Consider the following 17,883-nt stretch of genomic DNA (forward strand, 5'->3'; position numbering starts at 1 on the left):
AAAAGCCGACGCGCAGGCGTCGGCTTTTGCATTTCAGGCGCCGGCTTATTTTTTGTAGACGATCACTTTGGCGCCGGCCTCGCATTTGCCGACGACTTTCCCACCGGCTGCGGCGCCTTTATCGGCAATTTCCAGCGAATAACCGGAAACGCCCTTGGCATCGAGTTTCGCTGCGATTTCGGCTTTCAGCTCTTCGCATGACTTGCCGCCCGCAAACGCGGTCCCCGCAAGGCTCAACAAACCTACCGCCAACATAAACTTCTTCATCGGTTGCATTCCCTGGTCGGATCAAAAAGGGGTTATCCAGTTGTCAGCCGTAAGCACTCATGTAGCGCTTTGCCATTCCCTATGGCATTCGGCCAGCGCGCAAGTTCAGAAGACTAGCCCAAAGTCAGCTACTGGCAATCCGGAAACCGACTTTGAGGGTCACCTGAAAGTGCGCAGCCTTACCGTCCCTGATATGCCCACGGGTCTCGGTCACTTCAAACCATTCCATGTGCTTGAGGCTTTTACTGGCTTCTGCCAGGGCGTTGTTGATCGCATCTTCGATACTGCTGGTGGACGAGCCAACCAGTTCGACTTTCTTGTAGGTGTGATGATCAGTCATGGCGTTCTCCTCGGCGTGTGAATTACAGCCTAGCAGTGATTTTTCCTATTTCTTGTGTCGGCCATTGAGAGGGTGAAGTTCAGATTTTCTGCACTTTCTCGAACCCCTGAAGTCCCAACCAACACACGCACTCATCAACAATGCAGGAGAGCCACCATGGCAAACACCTCGTTACGCAAAGCCTCATTGCAAAGCATGGAAGCGGAGATCGAGAGTCTGCTCAAGTCTTTGGAAAGCCTGAAGGACGACGCCTCGGACGAGTCGCGTAAAACCCTCAAGACCTTGAAAAGCAATGCCGAGAATGCGTTGAAGCATTCGCGCCATTTGCTGGCCGATGCCTATGAAGAGGTCAAGGTCAAAACCCGTGAAACCGGACTCGCCACCCGCGACTACGCTCAGGAACACCCTTGGACGACTGCCGGGGTTGCGGTGGGCGCTTTGGGCCTGTTGGCCGCTTATCTGTTGTGTAAACGTGATTAATCCGCTCGACGCAGCTCGTTCTTGAGCCACTGCGCCAGTTGCCGGGCGCGCCCGTCTGCGGCGCGCTTGGGCAGCCACAACGCCAGTTGTGCCGGGGTTTCGCTGAAGCCCCATGGCGCAACGAGGCGGCCAGCCTTCAAGTCTTCGGTCACCAAGGGTTCAGGGGCGATTGCCACCCCCAGACCGGCGACTGCCGCTTCCAGCAAGTAATACAAATGTTCAAACCCCTGACCGTATTTTAGTGCCCCGGCGTCGAGGCCGTGCGATTGCGCCCAACTTGGCCATGCTTGTGGGCGTGAGGTGGTGTGCAGCAAGGGTTCGGCTAACAGTGCGCTGGCTGGCGCGTCCTCGAGTCGTCCATAGTCGACGAAGCGAGGGCTGATGACCGGCCCGATACGTTCGCTGGTCAGTTCAAACACCTGCATGTCTGCCGGCCACGGCGGCTCGGCAAACACCAGCAAGGCATCCAGCCCGGGCCTGCGCGGGTCGAGATCGCCCTCACCCGCTGACAGGTGCAGGCGCAAGTCTGGCAGATCGGCATTGAGCCGCCCGAGCCGCGGGATGAACCAGCGCGCCAACAGGCTTCCCGAGCAGCCGAGCACGAAGGGCGCGTCGGCGGTATTTTGTGTGAGTTCAGCGCACACACTGCGCAGGCGCTCGAACGCTTCACTGCTGGCGTCTCGCAGCCGCAACCCGGCATCTGTGAGTTTCAGGCCGCGACCCTCCTTGACGAACAGGCTGATGCCGAGGTGTTCTTCCAGCACCTTCAACTGTCGGCTGACCGCGCCATGAGTGACGTGCAGCTGCTCGGCTGCCTGGCTGACGCTGCTGAGGCGGGCAGTGGCCTCAAAGGCGCGAAGCGCGTTCAACGGGGGAAGGTCATGGCTCATGGGATCTGTGATTTTTCCTGACAGGTTGCTGAGATCTTATCGGTTTTCAGACCGGGACGTCAGGGGTAGAGTGAAGCCCATTGTCATCCCACGCATTCAACTGGAGCGCCCCATGACCCAGACTAATCTGCGCAACGGCCCTGATGCCAACGGCCTGTTTGGCGCGTTCGGCGGCCGCTACGTTGCCGAAACCCTGATGCCGTTGATCCTCGACCTGGCCCGCGAATATGAGCTGGCCAAGGAAGATCCGGCGTTCAAGGAGGAATTGGCCTACTTCCAGCGCGACTATGTCGGACGCCCAAGCCCTCTGTATTTCGCCGAGCGCCTGACCGAGTTCTGCGGCGGCGCGAAGATCTACCTCAAGCGCGAAGAGCTGAACCACACCGGCGCGCACAAGATCAACAACTGCATCGGCCAGATCCTGCTGGCGCGGCGCATGGGCAAGAAGCGCATCATCGCCGAGACCGGCGCCGGCATGCACGGTGTGGCCACGGCCACCGTTGCCGCGCGTTTCGGCCTGGATTGCGTGATCTACATGGGCACCACGGACATCGAGCGTCAGCAAGCCAACGTGTTCCGCATGAAGCTGCTGGGCGCCGAAGTGATCCCGGTGGTGGCCGGTACCGGCACGCTGAAAGATGCGATGAACGAGGCCTTGCGTGACTGGGTGACCAACGTCGACAGCACCTTCTACCTGATCGGCACCGTGGCCGGTCCACACCCTTATCCGGCGATGGTGCGCGACTTCCAGGCCGTGATCGGCAAGGAAACCCGCGATCAGTTGCAAGCCCAGGAAGGTCGCCTGCCGGACAGCCTGGTGGCGTGCATTGGCGGCGGTTCCAACGCCATGGGCCTGTTCCACCCGTTCCTTGATGACAAGAGCGTCGAGATCATCGGCGTTGAAGCGGCCGGCTACGGCATCGAGACCGGCAAGCACGCGGCCAGCCTGAATGGCGGCGTACCGGGTGTGCTGCACGGAAACCGTACGTTCCTGCTGCAGGATGACGATGGCCAGATCATCGACGCCCACTCGATCTCTGCCGGCCTCGATTACCCGGGCATCGGCCCGGAACACGCCTGGTTGCACGACATTGGCCGCGTCCAGTACACCTCGGTGACCGACCACGAAGCCCTCGCCGCGTTCCACCAGTGCTGCCGCCTGGAAGGGATCATCCCGGCCCTGGAAAGCGCCCATGCCCTGGCTGAAGTCTTCAAGCGCGCACCGAGCCTGCCAAAAGATCACCTGATGGTGGTCAATCTGTCCGGCCGTGGCGACAAAGACATGCAGACCGTGATGCACCACATGGAAAACTCTCTTCAAGAGCCAGCCAAGCAGGAGAAACACTGATGAGCCGCCTGCAAACGCGTTTTGCCGAACTCAAGGAACAGAACCGCGCCGCCCTGGTGACCTTCGTCACCGCGGGTGACCCGAGCTACGACACTTCCCTGGCGATCCTCAAAGGCTTGCCGGCGGCTGGCGCTGACGTGATCGAGTTGGGCATGCCCTTCACCGATCCGATGGCGGACGGCCCGGCCATTCAGTTGGCCAACATCCGTGCGTTGGGTGCCAAGCAGAACCTGGCAAAAACCCTGCAAATGGTTCGCGAGTTCCGCCAGGACAACCAGCAAACGCCGCTGGTGCTGATGGGGTACTTCAACCCGATCCACATGTACGGGGTGCCGCGCTTCATTGCCGAAGCCAAAGAGGCCGGCGTCGACGGCCTGATCGTGGTCGACCTGCCGCCCGAGCACAACGGCGAGCTGTGCGACCCGGCACAAGCGGCGGGTCTGGACTTCATTCGCCTGACCACGCCGACTACCGATGATGTACGCCTGCCGACCGTCCTCAACGGCAGTTCCGGGTTCGTCTACTACGTGTCGGTGGCTGGTGTGACCGGTGCCGGCGCTGCGACCCTGGAACACGTCGAGGAAGCGGTCGCTCGCCTGCGCCGCCATACCGACCTGCCAATCAGCATCGGTTTCGGCATCCGGACACCGGAGCAAGCGGCGTCCATCGCCCGCCTCGCTGATGGTGTGGTGGTGGGTTCGGCGTTAATCGATCACATCGCCAATGCGACTACGCCAGAGCAGGCCGTGGACGGTGTGCTGAGCCTTTGCTCGGCGCTGGCCGAAGGTGTGCGTAAGGCGCGCGTCAGCTGAAGGTAAAGTTCCTGATACAGAGGAATTAGCGCCTCGCGGCACAGACTAATCAGCAAGACCGAGGGCTTCAGGACTGCGTTCTGAGGCCCTTTTTGCTGTGTGTGTTGTGAGGAAAGACCTGATGAAGATGTCGAAACGCCTGATTGCCGGCCTCGGTGTGCTGCTACTCGGCGCAACCCTGCATGCCAACGCCGATCAACATGACGATCACGGCCATTACGATAACCATGGGGAGTATCACGGCGATGATCACCATGACCACGATAACCATCGTGGCGGACCTCCACCCCGGGACTTCGCGCCGGTTCGCCAGTCGATCCATGACAATCACGTCTATTTCGTCCGCGGCGCTCCACCTCCACCGGGCGTCATCGTCGTGCGTGGCCGACCCCTGCCCCATGGCTACTATGGCGAGCGTCTGGATAACCGCGCGCTGAGCCATTTGCCCTATTACCCGGGTTACGAATGGCGCCGTGCTGGCGCTGACGTTGTACTGATCGCCGCGGGCACCGGGATTGTCTATGAAGTCCTGCAAGGGGTCCTGTACTGACACCGGGCTGAAACCGGAACCCTGTAGGAGCGAGCCTGCTCGCGAATAGGCCATCAGCCTTAACATCCCTGTTGGCTGATACATCGCCTTCGCGAGCAGGCTCGCTCCTACAGGTTCGGGATCAAGGCAACTCTATCCCGCCCGCCGCCTTGTGCAGTTTGCGCAGGTGCTCACCGATCTGCTTCACGTTGGCCTCGTTGGCGGCCATTTCCGCCGCACGGGCCGGTTCGAGCAACGCCCTCACCTCTTTGTCCAGATCCCCGGACAGCGCCAGCAACTGCTTCTGGCGCTGGCTGCTCTCCGATTCCAAATGCTCCCACTCGCTCGGCTGCGGCAAGCCATAACCGCTGGTGCCGAGCAGTTCCGCGGGACGGCTGAGGAAGCCGCTGTTGGCGAGAATGTCCTTGAGTGTTTCGTTGGCCTTGTCCATACCGCCATTCTTCAGCTCGCGGGCGCCGAGGTAGCGCTGTTTCACTTCATCCTGGGCCAGCAGCAACTGTTGTCGGAAGCTCGCCTGCTCCAGCAATAGCAGCGCGGCGCTGGTGCGCAAGTCGGCCCGTTCAAACCACTGCCGACGTTGCTCGGCCTTCAAGTCGAGCCACTCTTCGACGGTGTCCTGTTTGACCGGCAACTGCTTTTTCAGGATCTCGAACATGGCTTGATAGCGTTCGCGGAAAGAGTCGAAACGATAGCCCAGGCGCAAGGCTTCACGTTTATCGTCCAACACACGGGTGTCCGCCAGCCCGCGGCCCTTGAGCACTTCCAGCAAGCCGTTGGGCATGATGTTGTCCAGGCCCACCAGTTTTGGATTGTTGGTGCCGCCGCGCAGCAGTTTCAGTTCTTCCACCGCACAGTTGTTCGACAGGAAGAAGTAGCTGCCGTCGTAACTCCAGTGCAACTCGGCGGCGCGTCCGACCATCTCTTCAATTTCTGTGCGTGAGAGGTTCAATGGCACGGAAGCCAGGCTGCGCAATTCGGTCTTGGTGTATTCGTCGATGACCTGGGACAGCGGCAGGATAAACAGCCGCGACGGGTATTTACCGACCAGGCCATCCCAGCTCGACAGCTGCACATCGCCGACGAAGGCGCGGTACGACAGCACCAGGTGCTGGTCCAGGTCCAGGCGACAATCCGGGCCACGGGGACGGCCCGGTGCGCAGATCACCAGGCGCAACATGCTGTGGCCCCAGCGACTGAACAGGTTCTGATTAGCCTCGGCAAGCAGGTAGTCGACGGCATACACCCGTTCCGGATCGATCTGGGCCAAGGGCGTCTTGGCGAAATCGTTGCCGGCATTGAGGAAGGCGAAGGTCTTGCTGCAGGTGTCCTTGGCGGCAGGTGCCCAGCCGAAACGGTCCTGGTAGTAGCGGTACAGTGACGGGCGTCGGCAAGCGTAGCTCGGGTCGAGGAGGAAATACTCCATGTTGACCGCGACGAACTCCTTTGGACTGCTGATCTCGTAGATGTCCGGGCTGCGGGCGATCTGGCGGTTATGCTGTTCACGCTCGCCACGACGGCCAACGTATTGCTGCCAACCGGCGAGGTCGAGAAAGCGCGGATCATCGCTGAGGGTAAAGCGCCGATCCGACTGGCCCCGGCATTGGTCGGGAATGCCCACCAGGCCGGAACTGCTGCTGCGCCGGGTGCATTGCTGGATCAACTTGCGCTCGGCATCGGTCCACAGGCGCGAACGGTCGTAGATGTGCGTCAGTTCGTGGAGCACCGTAGCCAGCATCTCCCGGCGCACGGTGCCGTGCGGGCGATAAGTCTTCTTTGTCGCGGCACTGCCGTCGGTCAGGCCGGCCAGCAGGTTGCGATTCAGATCGAGCTCGGCCACCAACGATGCCTGGCCGTAGGCATTGGCGGGCATCTTATCGGTCCAGCCGACGACGATCCGCCGGTCCAGTTGCTCGATGAACCGCGGCGGCAAAGCCTGCATGGCTTCATCGAGCAGAGCCTGGCTGGCTTGCTGTTGCTCGGGTGTCAGACCTTCGGTCTTGAGCTGTAATTGAAGGCCTGCGTGAGCCGTGTTGCCGAGCAGCAACAGGGCTCCGGTCAGCAGCCAGGCGCCTGGACGCTTCACAGAGCGAGGATGGCTTCGGCGAGATCCTGGTCGCTGGCATCACGGGCTTCCGGTACACGGGTGCGCAGCAAATCGAAAGCGGATTCCAGGTGGGCACCACGGATGTCGCCATTGCTGGCCACGAAACTGGCAGCGTCGTCCTGGGCTTCGCGCACTATCTTCGAATCGCGAATGGACGTGGTGGTATCGGAGGTGAAATCGAGGGTGCGCTGGGTGGCGCGGATCAGCATGTTACTGGTAGCAACCAGAGTATGTGCCTGGGCCACATCGGCCAGCAGCAACAGGCCTAAGGTGGCGGCAATCAGCGGGTTACGCATGGAACGACTCCAGAAAAACAGGGATAGCTATTGGACGAGAATTGCTTGTGCCAGTTCAAGGTCGCTGGCATGAAGTTTTGCGTGGGTGCGGCGCAAATACCGCAGGGCCGACTCCAGTTGTGCGCCTCTCAGTTGGCCGTCACTGGCAATGAACGCCGCGGCGTCATCGTGGGCGGCGAGCAGTATTTTATGGTCGAAGGGCGCGCTGGTCACCAAACTTGTGGCGTAACCGCTGGCGACGATGCCTTGGGTCGACAGGTTGAACCCATCGTAAGCCTGGGCTGATCCGTATCCAAGGGCGAGAAAGACTGAGGCAAGCAGGAAGCTGGAAGGAAAACGCATGAGGCTCGACAGCTGAACGTGAGCCCCAAGGCTAGCGCAAGGCCCGTGCTAGAGCCAGCGTCGAAACATGGGGACACGTTGGATGTGTCCCCAAGCCTGTGCAGGCGATCAGATGGTCAGGATCGCTTGCGCCAGTTGAGTGTCGCTGGCATTCAGCTGCGGTGCCTGGTGGCGAATGTGGTCGAGGGCGCTTTCCAGTTTCACGCCGCGGATCGAGCCTTCGCTGGCAACGAAGCTGGCAGCGTCGTCACGGGCGGCGAGGACGATCTTGTCATCCTTGAACGACGACGAAACCACGTCGGTGGTGGCATCGGAGGTGGCTTTGAGCGCATTGACCACAGCATCGGTGGTCACGATGAAGCTGGTGGCACTGGCATTGGCAGCCACAGCAAGCAGGGCTGCAGCGCTGAGCAGGCGAAATCGGGACATGGGGGTAACTCCTTTGGGTAAAGCCATTGAAAGATGATGCAGGTTCTGCAAAGTCGGACGCCAGCCATTCGCCGCTCGCCACGTTCTGGTTGGATATTAGGCCTATGTGTACCGGTTCGCACAGCCCGTCCCTGCGATCGGAAACATCAGCGCCAGGACGGTTTATCCAATTCATGGATACGGTCCGCGTGGCTGATCCCCAGATCGGATAGCTGGCGATCATCGAGTTGAGCCAGTAATTGTCGCGTTCTCGCCCTTTCCAAGCTGGCGCAGAATCCTTTTATCAGGGCTTTAAGCCAGTAGCTGCGAGGTTTCGACTGAATGGAAGTGGCGCAAACATCCTGTAAAGAACTCATGGTGCGATCCCTGTCCTAATAAATGGAGAGCTCCATCCTGTCACCGACCGAATGCTGGCTACAGACACACTGCGACAATATTGTACTCGTTAAGTTTATGCTTTTAACAAACTGTACTGGTATTCGCGTTTGTCTACTGTTAGACCAGATGCGAAAGGCCAAAACGACAAAACCCGTCGTGGTTTCCCACGACGGGTTTTGTGTGTTCAATTCAGGTTGCTGGCGGTGGACCTTGTGGTCAGGGCCAGCGACGCTAGCTTAGCGCCAGAACGGCTTGCTCAGCTCTTCGTAGCGTTGTGCTTCGCTGATCCCGGCGTCAGCCAGCAAACGCGAATCCAGGCGAGCCAGTTGATGGCGGCTGGTAATGCGGCGCTGCCACAACATCAGGTTGGCGATAACGCGAAGAGGCATGGAAGCCTGGGTTTTTGCAGCAGTGTCTTCGAAGAACAGTTCGGAACTGAGTGTACGTTCCATGGTTGACATCCTTCCGCTTGTGGCGGGATTAGGTAGTGGTTTAACTGGTGCCCATGATCCTCTTGTTTGCCTAGCCTCTGTAGATACAGTTCATCTGTATTGTGAGAGCTCAGTTAACTGTTTATAGGGGGTGTACTGGTCGAAATTGAGGCAACTGTACTTGTCTGCACCAAAGTTGTGCATTTATGGGCTTTTGGTCAGGCGGTGTACGGATTTCAGCTAGGAAATGACCAGTACAGCAGTACAGTTTTTTTCAGTCTTGGCATTTGGTAGTCGCAAGCTGACGAAACTGTGTTTGCGTCAGCTGCGATCTGTACCAATTACTTCTTGAGCATGTGCCCGGTTTCTTCCAGGTTGATATGCCAGCTCAGGGCATCGCGCAGGATATGCGGGGTATGCCCGCCGATGGCGCACGCCGCTGTGAAGTAGTTGTCGAGTGCATCGCGGTAATCCGCGTGCACGCATTGGTCGATGATGACCCGCGCGCGCTCCCGCGGGGCCAGGCCACGCAAGTCAGCCAGGCCAACTTCAGTCACGAGGATGTCGACGTCATGTTCGGTGTGGTCAACGTGGCTGACCATCGGCACCACGCTGGAGATCGCGCCGCCCTTGGCAATCGATTTGGTCACGAACACGGACAAGTGTGCGTTACGCGCGAAATCGCCTGAGCCGCCGATGCCATTCATCATCCGCGTACCGCAGACGTGCGTGGAGTTGACGTTGCCGTACAGGTCGAATTCCAGCGCCGTGTTGATGCCAATGATACCAAGGCGGCGCACTACTTCAGGGTGGTTGGAAATCTCCTGTGGACGCAGGACCAGTTTGTCCTTGTAGCGCTCCAGATTGCCAAACACGTCGGCATTGCGCCGGCTCGACAGGGTGATCGAACTGCCCGAGGCAAAGCTCAGCTTGCCTGCGTCGATCAGGTCGAAAGTGGAATCCTGCAGTACTTCGGAGTACATCGTCAGGTCTTCGAACGGTGAGTCGATCAGGCCGCACATCACCGAGTTGGCGATGGTGCCGATGCCAGCCTGCAACGGACCGAGCTTGTTGGTCATGCGCCCGGCGGCCACTTCCTGCTTGAAGAAGTCGATCAGGTGATCGGCGATGGCCTGGGTCTCGGCGTCCGGCGCCAGAACCGTGGACGGCGAGTCAGTCTGGTTGGTGACTACAATGGCGACTATCTTGTCCGCCGGGATCGGAATGGCGGTGCTGCCGATGCGGTCGTCGACCTTGACCAGCGGAATCGGGGTGCGGGTCGGACGGTAGGTCGGGATATAGATGTCGTGCAGACCTTCGAGATTCGGGTTGTGCGCCATGTTGATCTCGACGATCACGTGCTTGGCGAAAATCGCGAAGCTGGCCGAGTTGCCCACCGAGGTGGTCGGCACGATATGTCCTTGCTCGGTAATCGCTACGGCTTCAATCACGGCAATGTCCGGCAGCTTTAGCTGCTGGTTGCGCAGTTGTTCGACCGTTTCCGACAAGTGCTGGTCAATGAACATGACCTGGCCGGCGTTGATCGCCTTGCGCAGGGTGCTGTCGACCTGGAACGGCATGCGCCGCGACAGCACGCCGGCTTCGGTCAATTGCTTGTCGAGGTCGTTGCCCAGGCTGGCGCCGGTCATCAGGCTGATCTTCAGCGGCGTGACCTTGGCGCGTTCGGCCAGCGCTTGTGGCACAGCCTTGGCTTCACCGGCGCGGGTGAAGCCGCTCATGCCGACGGTCATGCCGTCCTCAATCAAAGCGGCAGCGTCGGCAGCGCTCATCACTTTGTCCAACAACGAAGGCAGGCGAATACGGTCACGGTACATGGATGATTATCTCGGGCAACAAGTAGCAGGACGTGCAGTCTAGTGAATTGCGCCAGCTTCTGTCCCGCTACCAAGGTCGCAATCAAGGCGTCTATTCCGGGCCTTTCAGGCAAAACACCGTTACCGGATCGGTAACAAAAGCATAGATTGTCCGAGGGTTTGCGCAAACAAAAACGCCCCGACAAGTCGGGGCGTTTTTTGGGCCGCAGTGTATTACTCGACGGCTTTGACCATGTCTTCGATGACCTTTTTAGCGTCGCCGAACACCATCATGGTTTTGTCCAGGTAGAACAGTTCGTTGTCCAGGCCGGCATAGCCGCTGGCCATCGAACGCTTGTTGACGATGATGGTCTTGGCCTTGAACGCTTCGAGAATCGGCATGCCGGCAATCGGCGATTTCGGATCGTTCTTGGCGGCCGGGTTAACCACGTCGTTGGCGCCCAGAACCAGTACCACGTCAGCCTGGCCGAACTCGGAGTTGATGTCTTCCATCTCGAACACTTGGTCGTAAGGCACTTCGGCCTCGGCCAGTAGCACGTTCATGTGGCCCGGCATACGACCGGCCACCGGGTGGATCGCATACTTTACGGTCACGCCGCGATGGGTCAGCTTCTCGGTCAGTTCCTTCAGCGCATGTTGTGCCCGTGCTACCGCAAGGCCATAGCCCGGAACGATGATCACGGTGTCGGCGTTGGTCAGCAGGAACGTGGCGTCGTCAGCCGAACCGGATTTCACCGGACGGGCTTCCTTGGCGCCTGCAGGACCGGCGTCCGCGGTATTGCCGAAACCACCGAGCAGTACGTTAAAGAAGGAACGGTTCATCGCCTTGCACATGATGTACGAAAGGATCGCACCGCTTGAGCCCACCAGCGAACCGGCAATGATCAGCATCGAGTTGTTCAGCGAAAAACCGATACCTGCCGCTGCCCAGCCGGAGTAGCTGTTGAGCATCGACACCACCACCGGCATGTCCGCCCCACCAATCGGAATGATGATCAGCACGCCCATCACGAATGCCAGGGCCAGCATCAGCGCGAACGCCGTGAGGTCGCCGGTGAGCATGAAGGTCACGCCGAGTGCCAGTGTTGCCAGGCCCAATACCGCGTTCAGCTTGTGCTGGCCAGCGAACTGTACCGGTGCGCCCTGGAACAGGCGGAACTTGTACTTGCCGGCCAGTTTGCCGAAGGCAATCACAGATCCGGAGAAGGTGATTGCACCGATGGCCGCGCCGAGGAACAGCTCCAGGCGGTTACCAGTCGGAATTTCGTCGCCCAGATGCTGGACGATGCCCAGCGACTGCGGCTCGACCACCGCGGCAATGGCAATGAACACTGCTGCCAGACCGATCATGCTGTGCATGAAGGCGACCAGTTCCGGCATCTTGGTCATTTCAACGCGTTTGGCCATGATCGAACCGGCAGTGCCACCGATCAGCAGGCCGACGATCACGTAGACGATACCGGCTTGGGCCCCGCCTTGCTCAAAAGAGAGCGCAGCTAGTTTGTAGATCAAGCCGATAGTGGTCAGGATCGCCAGGCCCATGCCGAGCATGCCGAACAGGTTGCCGCGGCGCGAGGTGGTCGGGTGCGAAAGACCCTTGAGCGCCTGGATGAAACAGACCGAGGCGATCAAATACAGGGAAGTAACCAGGTTCATGCTCATGCTTGCTGCACCTCAGCCTTGACTTCGGCGGCCTTGGCGGCAGGAGCTTTGGCGGCTTTCTTCTTGAACATTTCCAGCATGCGCCGGGTCACCAGGAAGCCACCGAACACGTTGACCGCAGCCAGGGCCACGGCCAGGGTGCCCATGGTTTTGCCCAGCGGGGTCACGGTGAGTGCAGCGGCGAGCATCGCGCCGACGATGACGATGGCCGAGATGGCGTTGGTAACGGCCATCAGCGGGGTGTGCAGTGCAGGTGTCACGTTCCAGACCACGTGGTAGCCAACATAGATGGCCAGCACGAAGATGATCAGGTTGTAGATACCGTGAGAGATCAGCATGTCTTCCATTGTTTTTATCCTCAGCCGTTCTTGCGCACGATCTGGCCATCGCGGCACATCAGGCACGCGGCGACGATGTCGTCTTCAAGGTTGATCACCAGTTGTCCTTCTTTATCGAACAACAGTTTCATGAAGTCCAGCAGGTTGCGGGCATACAGCGCCGAAGCGTCAGCCGCCACGGCGCCGGCCAGGTTGGTCGGGCCAACGATGGTCACGCCATTTTCGACGACCACCTGATCGGCCACGGTCAGCGGGCAGTTGCCGCCCTGGGCGGCCGCGAGGTCGATGACCACCGAGCCCGGCTTCATCTGGGCCACGGTTTGCGCGCTGAGCAGCGTCGGTGCCTTGCGGCCGGGAATCAGCGCGGTGGTGATGACGATGTCAGCCTGTTTGGCGCGCTCGTGCACGGCCAGGGCCTGACGCTGCATCCAGCTGGCCGGCATCGGGCGGGCGTAACCGCCGACACCGACGGCGCATTCGCGCTCTTCATCGGTCTCGTAGGGCACGTCGACGAATTTGGCGCCGAGGGATTCGATCTGCTCTTTTACCGCAGGACGCACATCGGAGGCTTCGATGACCGCACCGAGGCGTTTTGCCGTGGCAATCGCCTGCAAGCCGGCCACGCCTGCGCCGAGAATCAGCACACGCGCCGCTTTCACGGTGCCCGCGGCAGTCATCAGCATCGGCATGAAGCGAGGGTAATGGTGAGCGGCCAGCAGCACGGCTTTATAGCCAGCAATGTTGGCTTGCGACGACAGCACGTCCAGGCTTTGGGCACGGGAGGTACGAGGCGCAGCTTCCAGGGCAAACGCGGTAATGCCGCACTCGGCCATTTTGGCGATGGTTTCATTACTGAACGGATTGAGCATCCCGACGACAACGGTGCCGCTTTTAATCAGCGCCAGCTCGCTGTCGCTGGGGGCGACGACCTTCAAAATCAGCTCTGCACCAAACGCATCATTGGCGCTGCCAATGGTGGCGCCTGCCGCTGCATAAGCACTGTCGACAACGCTGGCGTTAATGCCGGCGCCGCTTTGTACAGTGACCTTATGACCCTGGCTGATCAGCTTCTTGATGGTTTCCGGGGTTGCAGCAACCCGTGTTTCACCGGTCTGGGTTTCGAGAGGAACACCAATGTGCACGTCAAATCTCCTGCGTGATCTTATTGAGTAAACCCATGCACTGCGGATGGTGCGGCTGGGGCGGCCGATCAGCACGGTCCCGCCAAATCAGGGCGGGGCGCGGCATTTTGCAGGCGAACTTTGTGCCCTTCAAGGGATTATGACGGGTGACGGAAAATTAACTACAAGTCACCCCGTGACCGAATGTCGCAACCAGCCGGCTCAATCCCTTGTAGACCGTGCTTTACAAGGATTCTGGCCGAAATTGAAGAATTTATACATCGGCCGTATGAATGATGCGGCATCGTCTCGAAATAGTGGCGCAAAGCCGCGTGAGCAGGCGCTTGTAGGACGTTTGTACGACTTCGCGATACAGTTTGCTGGTATGCGACAAATACTTATATCTGTAGGGCTTTATTTTTGCTGACTACGAGGTCAGGTAATGCCGAAGGCCCTTTATCCTTCTAGGCTGTAGCTGTGCGCTTGATTTACCAGCCAGTCACGAAATGCCCGTAATGACGCAGATTCGACCTTTCGCTCAGGAATTATCAGGTAGTAAGCCTTGATGCTGGACAGTGCCTGCGGGTTTGCGATCACCAAGCGCTTTTCTTTCAGCTCCCTTTGAATCAGGAACGGCGGGATCAAGGCAACGCCCATGTCATGCATGGCTGCCTGAGCGAGCATGGAGAATAGTTCGTAGCGGGGACCTGTCATGTCTCGCGGGACATTCAGGTGTTGGGAGTCGAACCACTGGCGCCAGGCGTAAGGGCGTGTGGTTTGTTGGAGCAGAGGTAATTCGGCGATTTCGCCGGGCGTCAGACTGGTCTTGTTGGCCACCAGGATGGGGCTGCAAACGGGCATTGGATTTTCGCCCATCAGCCTGTGGGACTCTGTACCTGACCAATCCGCATCACCGAAGTAGATGGCGGCATCGAAGTCAGTGTCGGCGAACAGAAACGGCCGGGTGCGGTTGGTCAGGTTGACCGTCACTTCCGGATGCTTTTGCTGGAAGTCTTTGAGGCGTGGCAGCAACCACTGCGTGCCGAAGGTCGGAACCACCGCCAGTTCGATCACGTTGGCGCCCTGCTGGCCCATGACCGACAAGGTATCGCGCTCAACGGCATCGAGTTGAGTGGCGACCCTGCGGCTGTAGGAAAGACCGGCTTCCGTCAGCTTCACTCCGCGCCGCGAGCGTCGGAACAGTTCCACGCTGAGGAACTCCTCAAGGCTGGCGATCTGTCGGCAAATCGCCCCTTGGGTCAGCGAAAGCTCCTGGGCAGCCTTGGTGAAGCTTTCATGGCGCGCTGCGGCCTCAAAACTGATCAGGGCGGTGGTGCTGGGTATCTTCCTGCGCATGTACGTCAACCTCACTAATACATCGCATAAAAGCCGTTTTGCGACGTTTCGGAGTGAGAAATTAGCACAACAGTATGCGAAATCCTCGTTTGCCGTAACGCTGAACCCGGCCTAGGATCAGTCCACGTTATTTGACCCGATTCGAGAGGACACACTCATGGGTGGTAAAGCTAGCTTCAACTGGATCGATCCCCTGCTGCTGGATCAACAGCTCACCGAAGAAGAACGCATGATTCGAGACACGGCTGCGCAGTTCGCTCAGCAAAGCCTCGCGCCACGCATTCTTGAAGCTTTCCGTCATGAGAAGACCGATCCGGCCATCTTCCGCGAAATGGGTGAAGTGGGCCTGTTGGGCGCCACCATCCCCGAGCAGTACGGCGGCAGCGGCCTGAACTATGTCAGCTACGGCCTGATCGCCCGCGAAGTCGAGCGCATTGATTCGGGCTACCGCTCGATGATGAGCGTTCAGTCCTCGCTGGTGATGGTGCCGATCAATGAATTCGGTACCGAAGCGCAGAAACAGAAGTACCTGCCAAAACTGGCATCGGGCGAGTGGATCGGTTGCTTCGGCCTGACCGAGCCTAACCACGGTTCCGACCCGGGCGCGATGATCACTCGTGCGCGCAAAGTGGAAGGCGGCTACAGCCTCACCGGCAGCAAGATGTGGATCACCAACAGCCCGATCGCCGATGTGTTCGTAGTTTGGGGCAAAGACGACGCTGGCGACATCCGTGGCTTCGTCCTGGAAAAGGGCTGGAAAGGCCTGAGCGCTCCAGCGATTCACGGCAAGGTCGGCCTGCGCGCCTCGATCACCGGTGAGATCGTGATGGACAACGTGTTCGTACCGGAAGAGAACATTTTTCCGGATGTCCGTGGTTTGAAGGGTCCATTCACTTGCCTCAACTCGGCGCGCTACGGCATCTCTTGGGGTGCGTTGGGTGCGGCAGAGTTCTGCTGGCACACCGCTCGCCAGTACACCCTGGATCGCCAACAGTTCGGCCGCCCGCTGGCAGCCACTCAGTTGATCCAGAAGAAACTGGCCGACATGCAGACCGAGATCACCATGGCGCTGCAAGGCTGCCTGCGTCTGGGGCGCATGAAGGATGAAGGCACTGCGGCGGTTGAAATTACGTCGATGATGAAGCGCAACTCTTGCGGCAAGTCGCTGGACATTGCACGCATGGCCCGTGACATGTTGGGCGGCAACGGTATCTCCGACGAGTTCGGCGTTGCTCGTCACTTGGTCAACCTGGAAGTGGTGAATACCTATGAAGGTACGCATGACGTCCACGCACTGATCCTCGGTCGTGCACAAACCGGCATCCAGGCGTTCTATTAATAGGAGAACGTCGATGGGCGCGCTTTCGCATCTACGGGTACTGGATTTATCGCGGGTGTTGGCCGGGCCTTGGGCCGGGCAGATCCTGGCCGACCTTGGCGCTGAAGTGATCAAGGTCGAGCGTCCGGGTAACGGCGATGACACGCGCGCCTGGGGGCCACCGTTTCTTAAAGACGCTTATGGCGAGAATACCAGCGAGGCCGCCTATTACCTGTCGGCTAATCGCAACAAGCAGTCAGTCACCATCGACTTCACACGTCCGGAAGGGCAGAAGTTGGTGCGAGATCTGGCCGCCAAGTCAGATATTCTGATCGAGAACTTCAAGGTCGGCGGTCTGGCGGCCTACGGCCTGGACTACGAATCGCTGAAGGTAATCAATCCGGATCTGATCTATTGCTCGATTACCGGGTTTGGGCAGACCGGTCCTTACGCCAAGCGTGCGGGTTATGACTTCATGATCCAGGGGCTTGGTGGGCTGATGAGTCTGACGGGGCGACCTGAGGGCGAAGATGGCGAGGGGCCGGTGAAAGTCGGCGTGGCACTGACGGATATCCTGACCGGGCTGTATTCGACTGTCGCGATCCTGGCCGCGCTTGCGCATCGGAATCACGATGGCGGTGGTCAGCATATCGACATGGCGCTGCTGGACGTGCAGGTGGCTTGTCTGGCCAACCAGGCGATGAACTACCTGACGACGGGCAATGCACCTAAACGCCTGGGCAACGCGCATCCAAACATTGTGCCTTATCAGGACTTTCCTACGGCGGATGGCGATTTCATCCTCACCGTCGGCAATGATGGTCAATTCCGCAAGTTTGCCGAGGTCGCGGGGCAGCCTCAGTGGGCGGATGATCCGCGTTTTGCGACCAATAAGCTGCGGGTGACGAACAGGGCTGTACTGATTCCGCTGATTCGCCAGGCAACGGTGTTCAAGACCACTGCTGAATGGGTGGCGCAGCTGGAGCTGGCTGGTGTGCCGTGTGGGCCTATCAACGACCTGGCGCAGATGTTCGCCGATCCACAGGTCAAGGCGCGTGGGTTGGCTATTGAGTTGCCGCATGCGCTAGCTGGAATGGTGCCTCAGGTCGCAAGCCCGATTCGCTTGTCCGAGACGCCGGTGGAGTACCGGTATGCGCCTCCTTTGCTGGGTGAGCATACGCTGGAGGTGCTGCAACGAGTGTTGGGCCTGGATGCTGGAGCGGTGTCTGCCTTCAAGGTGTCTGGCGTGGTCTGATCCCTCTTCTATATAGAGGGGCACTTTTGCTCCTCTGTATAAGTCGCTTTCGGGGTGTTTTGCCCCTTTCAGCAAGTTATTGATCGCAAAGCAAAATCAGTGCTTGACGGCAGATCTGAGGTGTCTATAATTCGCCCCACTTCCGGCGCAGTCGAAACGGAAAACTCCTTGGTAAACAACGAGTTACGAAGTTTTCGGCCGCAGGTGCTTCAGTTCATCGAAGCCAAAAGGAAGTTGAAAAAGAGGTGTTGACAGCAGCGTGTAACGCTGTAGAATTCGCCTCCCGCTGACGAGAGATCTGAGGCGCAAGTGGTTGAAGTTGTTAAGGAAA

At 59.2% G+C, this 17,883-nt stretch carries 20 protein-coding genes; 6 read left to right on the top strand and 14 right to left on the bottom strand.

What is annotated here, in order from left to right; translation table 11 throughout:
• Positions 1-45 precede the first annotated feature (45 nt).
• Together J1D76_RS19600 and J1D76_RS19605 are read right to left on the bottom strand one after the other, a co-directional pair.
• Positions 46-267 carry a DUF1161 domain-containing protein gene (locus tag J1D76_RS19600; protein WP_421139973.1) on the bottom strand — a complete coding sequence of 74 codons (222 nt, stop codon included), beginning with the start codon at positions 265-267 and terminating at the stop codon, positions 46-48.
• Positions 268-391: 124 nt separating this feature from the next.
• A complete protein-coding gene (locus tag J1D76_RS19605) occupies positions 392-607 on the bottom strand; it encodes a dodecin (RefSeq protein WP_421139974.1) in 216 nt (71 codons plus the stop codon).
• A gap of 156 nt (positions 608-763) precedes the next feature.
• On the opposite strand from J1D76_RS19605, the gene J1D76_RS19610 reads away from it, so the two are divergent.
• On the top strand, positions 764-1,087 hold the full coding sequence (locus J1D76_RS19610) for a DUF883 family protein (protein WP_421139976.1): 324 nt from the start codon (positions 764-766) through the stop codon (positions 1,085-1,087).
• Here the strand turns inward: J1D76_RS19610 and J1D76_RS19615 are convergent.
• Positions 1,084-1,977, bottom strand: coding sequence for a LysR family transcriptional regulator (locus J1D76_RS19615; protein WP_421139978.1), 894 nt, complete (start codon positions 1,975-1,977; stop codon positions 1,084-1,086). The two genes, J1D76_RS19610 and J1D76_RS19615, sit on opposite strands and share 4 nt — an antisense overlap.
• A 112-nt stretch (positions 1,978-2,089) precedes the next feature.
• On the opposite strand from J1D76_RS19615, the gene trpB reads away from it, so the two are divergent.
• From trpB to J1D76_RS19630, 3 genes are all read left to right on the top strand, one after another.
• Positions 2,090-3,325: a tryptophan synthase subunit beta gene (gene trpB, locus J1D76_RS19620; protein ID WP_421139980.1), complete on the top strand. Its 1,236-nt coding sequence runs from the start codon at positions 2,090-2,092 to the stop codon at positions 3,323-3,325.
• Positions 3,325-4,137 carry a tryptophan synthase subunit alpha gene (gene trpA, locus J1D76_RS19625; protein WP_421139981.1) on the top strand — a complete coding sequence of 271 codons (813 nt, stop codon included), beginning with the start codon at positions 3,325-3,327 and terminating at the stop codon, positions 4,135-4,137. Before trpB ends, trpA begins: the two co-directional genes overlap by 1 nt.
• Positions 4,138-4,258: 121 nt before the next feature.
• The gene (locus J1D76_RS19630) at positions 4,259-4,687 is read left to right on the top strand and encodes an anti-virulence regulator CigR family protein (protein ID WP_421139982.1); all 429 of its coding nucleotides are present in this window, start codon (positions 4,259-4,261) and stop codon (positions 4,685-4,687) included.
• A 121-nt stretch (positions 4,688-4,808) separates the two neighbouring features.
• On the opposite strand, the gene J1D76_RS19635 is transcribed toward J1D76_RS19630, so the two are convergent.
• From J1D76_RS19635 to J1D76_RS19685, 11 genes are all read right to left on the bottom strand, one after another.
• A complete protein-coding gene (locus tag J1D76_RS19635) occupies positions 4,809-6,770 on the bottom strand; it encodes a DUF4105 domain-containing protein (RefSeq protein WP_421139983.1) in 1,962 nt (653 codons plus the stop codon).
• Positions 6,767-7,087: a DUF2388 domain-containing protein gene (locus tag J1D76_RS19640; RefSeq protein WP_008002141.1), complete on the bottom strand. Its 321-nt coding sequence runs from the start codon at positions 7,085-7,087 to the stop codon at positions 6,767-6,769. Before J1D76_RS19640 ends, J1D76_RS19635 begins: the two co-directional genes overlap by 4 nt.
• 27 nt (positions 7,088-7,114) lie before the next feature.
• On the bottom strand, positions 7,115-7,429 hold the full coding sequence (locus J1D76_RS19645) for a DUF2388 domain-containing protein (RefSeq protein WP_421139984.1): 315 nt from the start codon (positions 7,427-7,429) through the stop codon (positions 7,115-7,117).
• A gap of 108 nt (positions 7,430-7,537) precedes the next feature.
• Positions 7,538-7,858: a DUF2388 domain-containing protein gene (locus J1D76_RS19650; RefSeq protein WP_421139985.1), complete on the bottom strand. Its 321-nt coding sequence runs from the start codon at positions 7,856-7,858 to the stop codon at positions 7,538-7,540.
• A gap of 146 nt (positions 7,859-8,004) precedes the next feature.
• Positions 8,005-8,214 (bottom strand): DUF1127 domain-containing protein, encoded by a 210-nt coding sequence (locus J1D76_RS19655; RefSeq protein WP_421139987.1) that lies wholly within the window; start codon positions 8,212-8,214, stop codon positions 8,005-8,007.
• A gap of 258 nt (positions 8,215-8,472) precedes the next feature.
• Positions 8,473-8,688 (bottom strand): DUF1127 domain-containing protein, encoded by a 216-nt coding sequence (locus J1D76_RS19660; protein ID WP_030129620.1) that lies wholly within the window; start codon positions 8,686-8,688, stop codon positions 8,473-8,475.
• A gap of 320 nt (positions 8,689-9,008) precedes the next feature.
• The gene (locus J1D76_RS19665; protein ID WP_421139988.1) at positions 9,009-10,502 is read right to left on the bottom strand and encodes an acetyl-CoA hydrolase/transferase family protein; all 1,494 of its coding nucleotides are present in this window, start codon (positions 10,500-10,502) and stop codon (positions 9,009-9,011) included.
• 213 nt (positions 10,503-10,715) lie between these two features.
• Positions 10,716-12,164, bottom strand: coding sequence for an NAD(P)(+) transhydrogenase (Re/Si-specific) subunit beta (locus tag J1D76_RS19670; RefSeq protein ID WP_421139989.1), 1,449 nt, complete (start codon positions 12,162-12,164; stop codon positions 10,716-10,718).
• Positions 12,161-12,511 (bottom strand): NAD(P) transhydrogenase subunit alpha, encoded by a 351-nt coding sequence (locus J1D76_RS19675; protein ID WP_421139990.1) that lies wholly within the window; start codon positions 12,509-12,511, stop codon positions 12,161-12,163. The genes J1D76_RS19670 and J1D76_RS19675 overlap by 4 nt, the downstream gene beginning before the upstream one ends.
• 11 nt (positions 12,512-12,522) lie before the next feature.
• Positions 12,523-13,644 carry a Re/Si-specific NAD(P)(+) transhydrogenase subunit alpha gene (locus J1D76_RS19680; RefSeq protein WP_421139991.1) on the bottom strand — a complete coding sequence of 374 codons (1,122 nt, stop codon included), beginning with the start codon at positions 13,642-13,644 and terminating at the stop codon, positions 12,523-12,525.
• Positions 13,645-14,079: 435 nt separating this feature from the next.
• Positions 14,080-14,979 carry a LysR family transcriptional regulator gene (locus tag J1D76_RS19685; RefSeq protein ID WP_421139997.1) on the bottom strand — a complete coding sequence of 300 codons (900 nt, stop codon included), beginning with the start codon at positions 14,977-14,979 and terminating at the stop codon, positions 14,080-14,082.
• 157 nt (positions 14,980-15,136) lie between these two features.
• Between J1D76_RS19685 and J1D76_RS19690 the strand changes: the two genes are divergently transcribed.
• Together J1D76_RS19690 and J1D76_RS19695 are read left to right on the top strand one after the other, a co-directional pair.
• On the top strand, positions 15,137-16,318 hold the full coding sequence (locus J1D76_RS19690) for an acyl-CoA dehydrogenase (RefSeq protein ID WP_007969743.1): 1,182 nt from the start codon (positions 15,137-15,139) through the stop codon (positions 16,316-16,318).
• Positions 16,319-16,331: 13 nt separating this feature from the next.
• A complete protein-coding gene (locus J1D76_RS19695) occupies positions 16,332-17,552 on the top strand; it encodes a CaiB/BaiF CoA transferase family protein (protein ID WP_421139992.1) in 1,221 nt (406 codons plus the stop codon).
• Positions 17,553-17,883: the final 331 nt, after the last annotated feature.

The organism is Pseudomonas sp. NFX15 (assembly GCF_049132105.1).
Taxonomy (GTDB): Bacteria; Pseudomonadota; Gammaproteobacteria; order Pseudomonadales; family Pseudomonadaceae; genus Aquipseudomonas.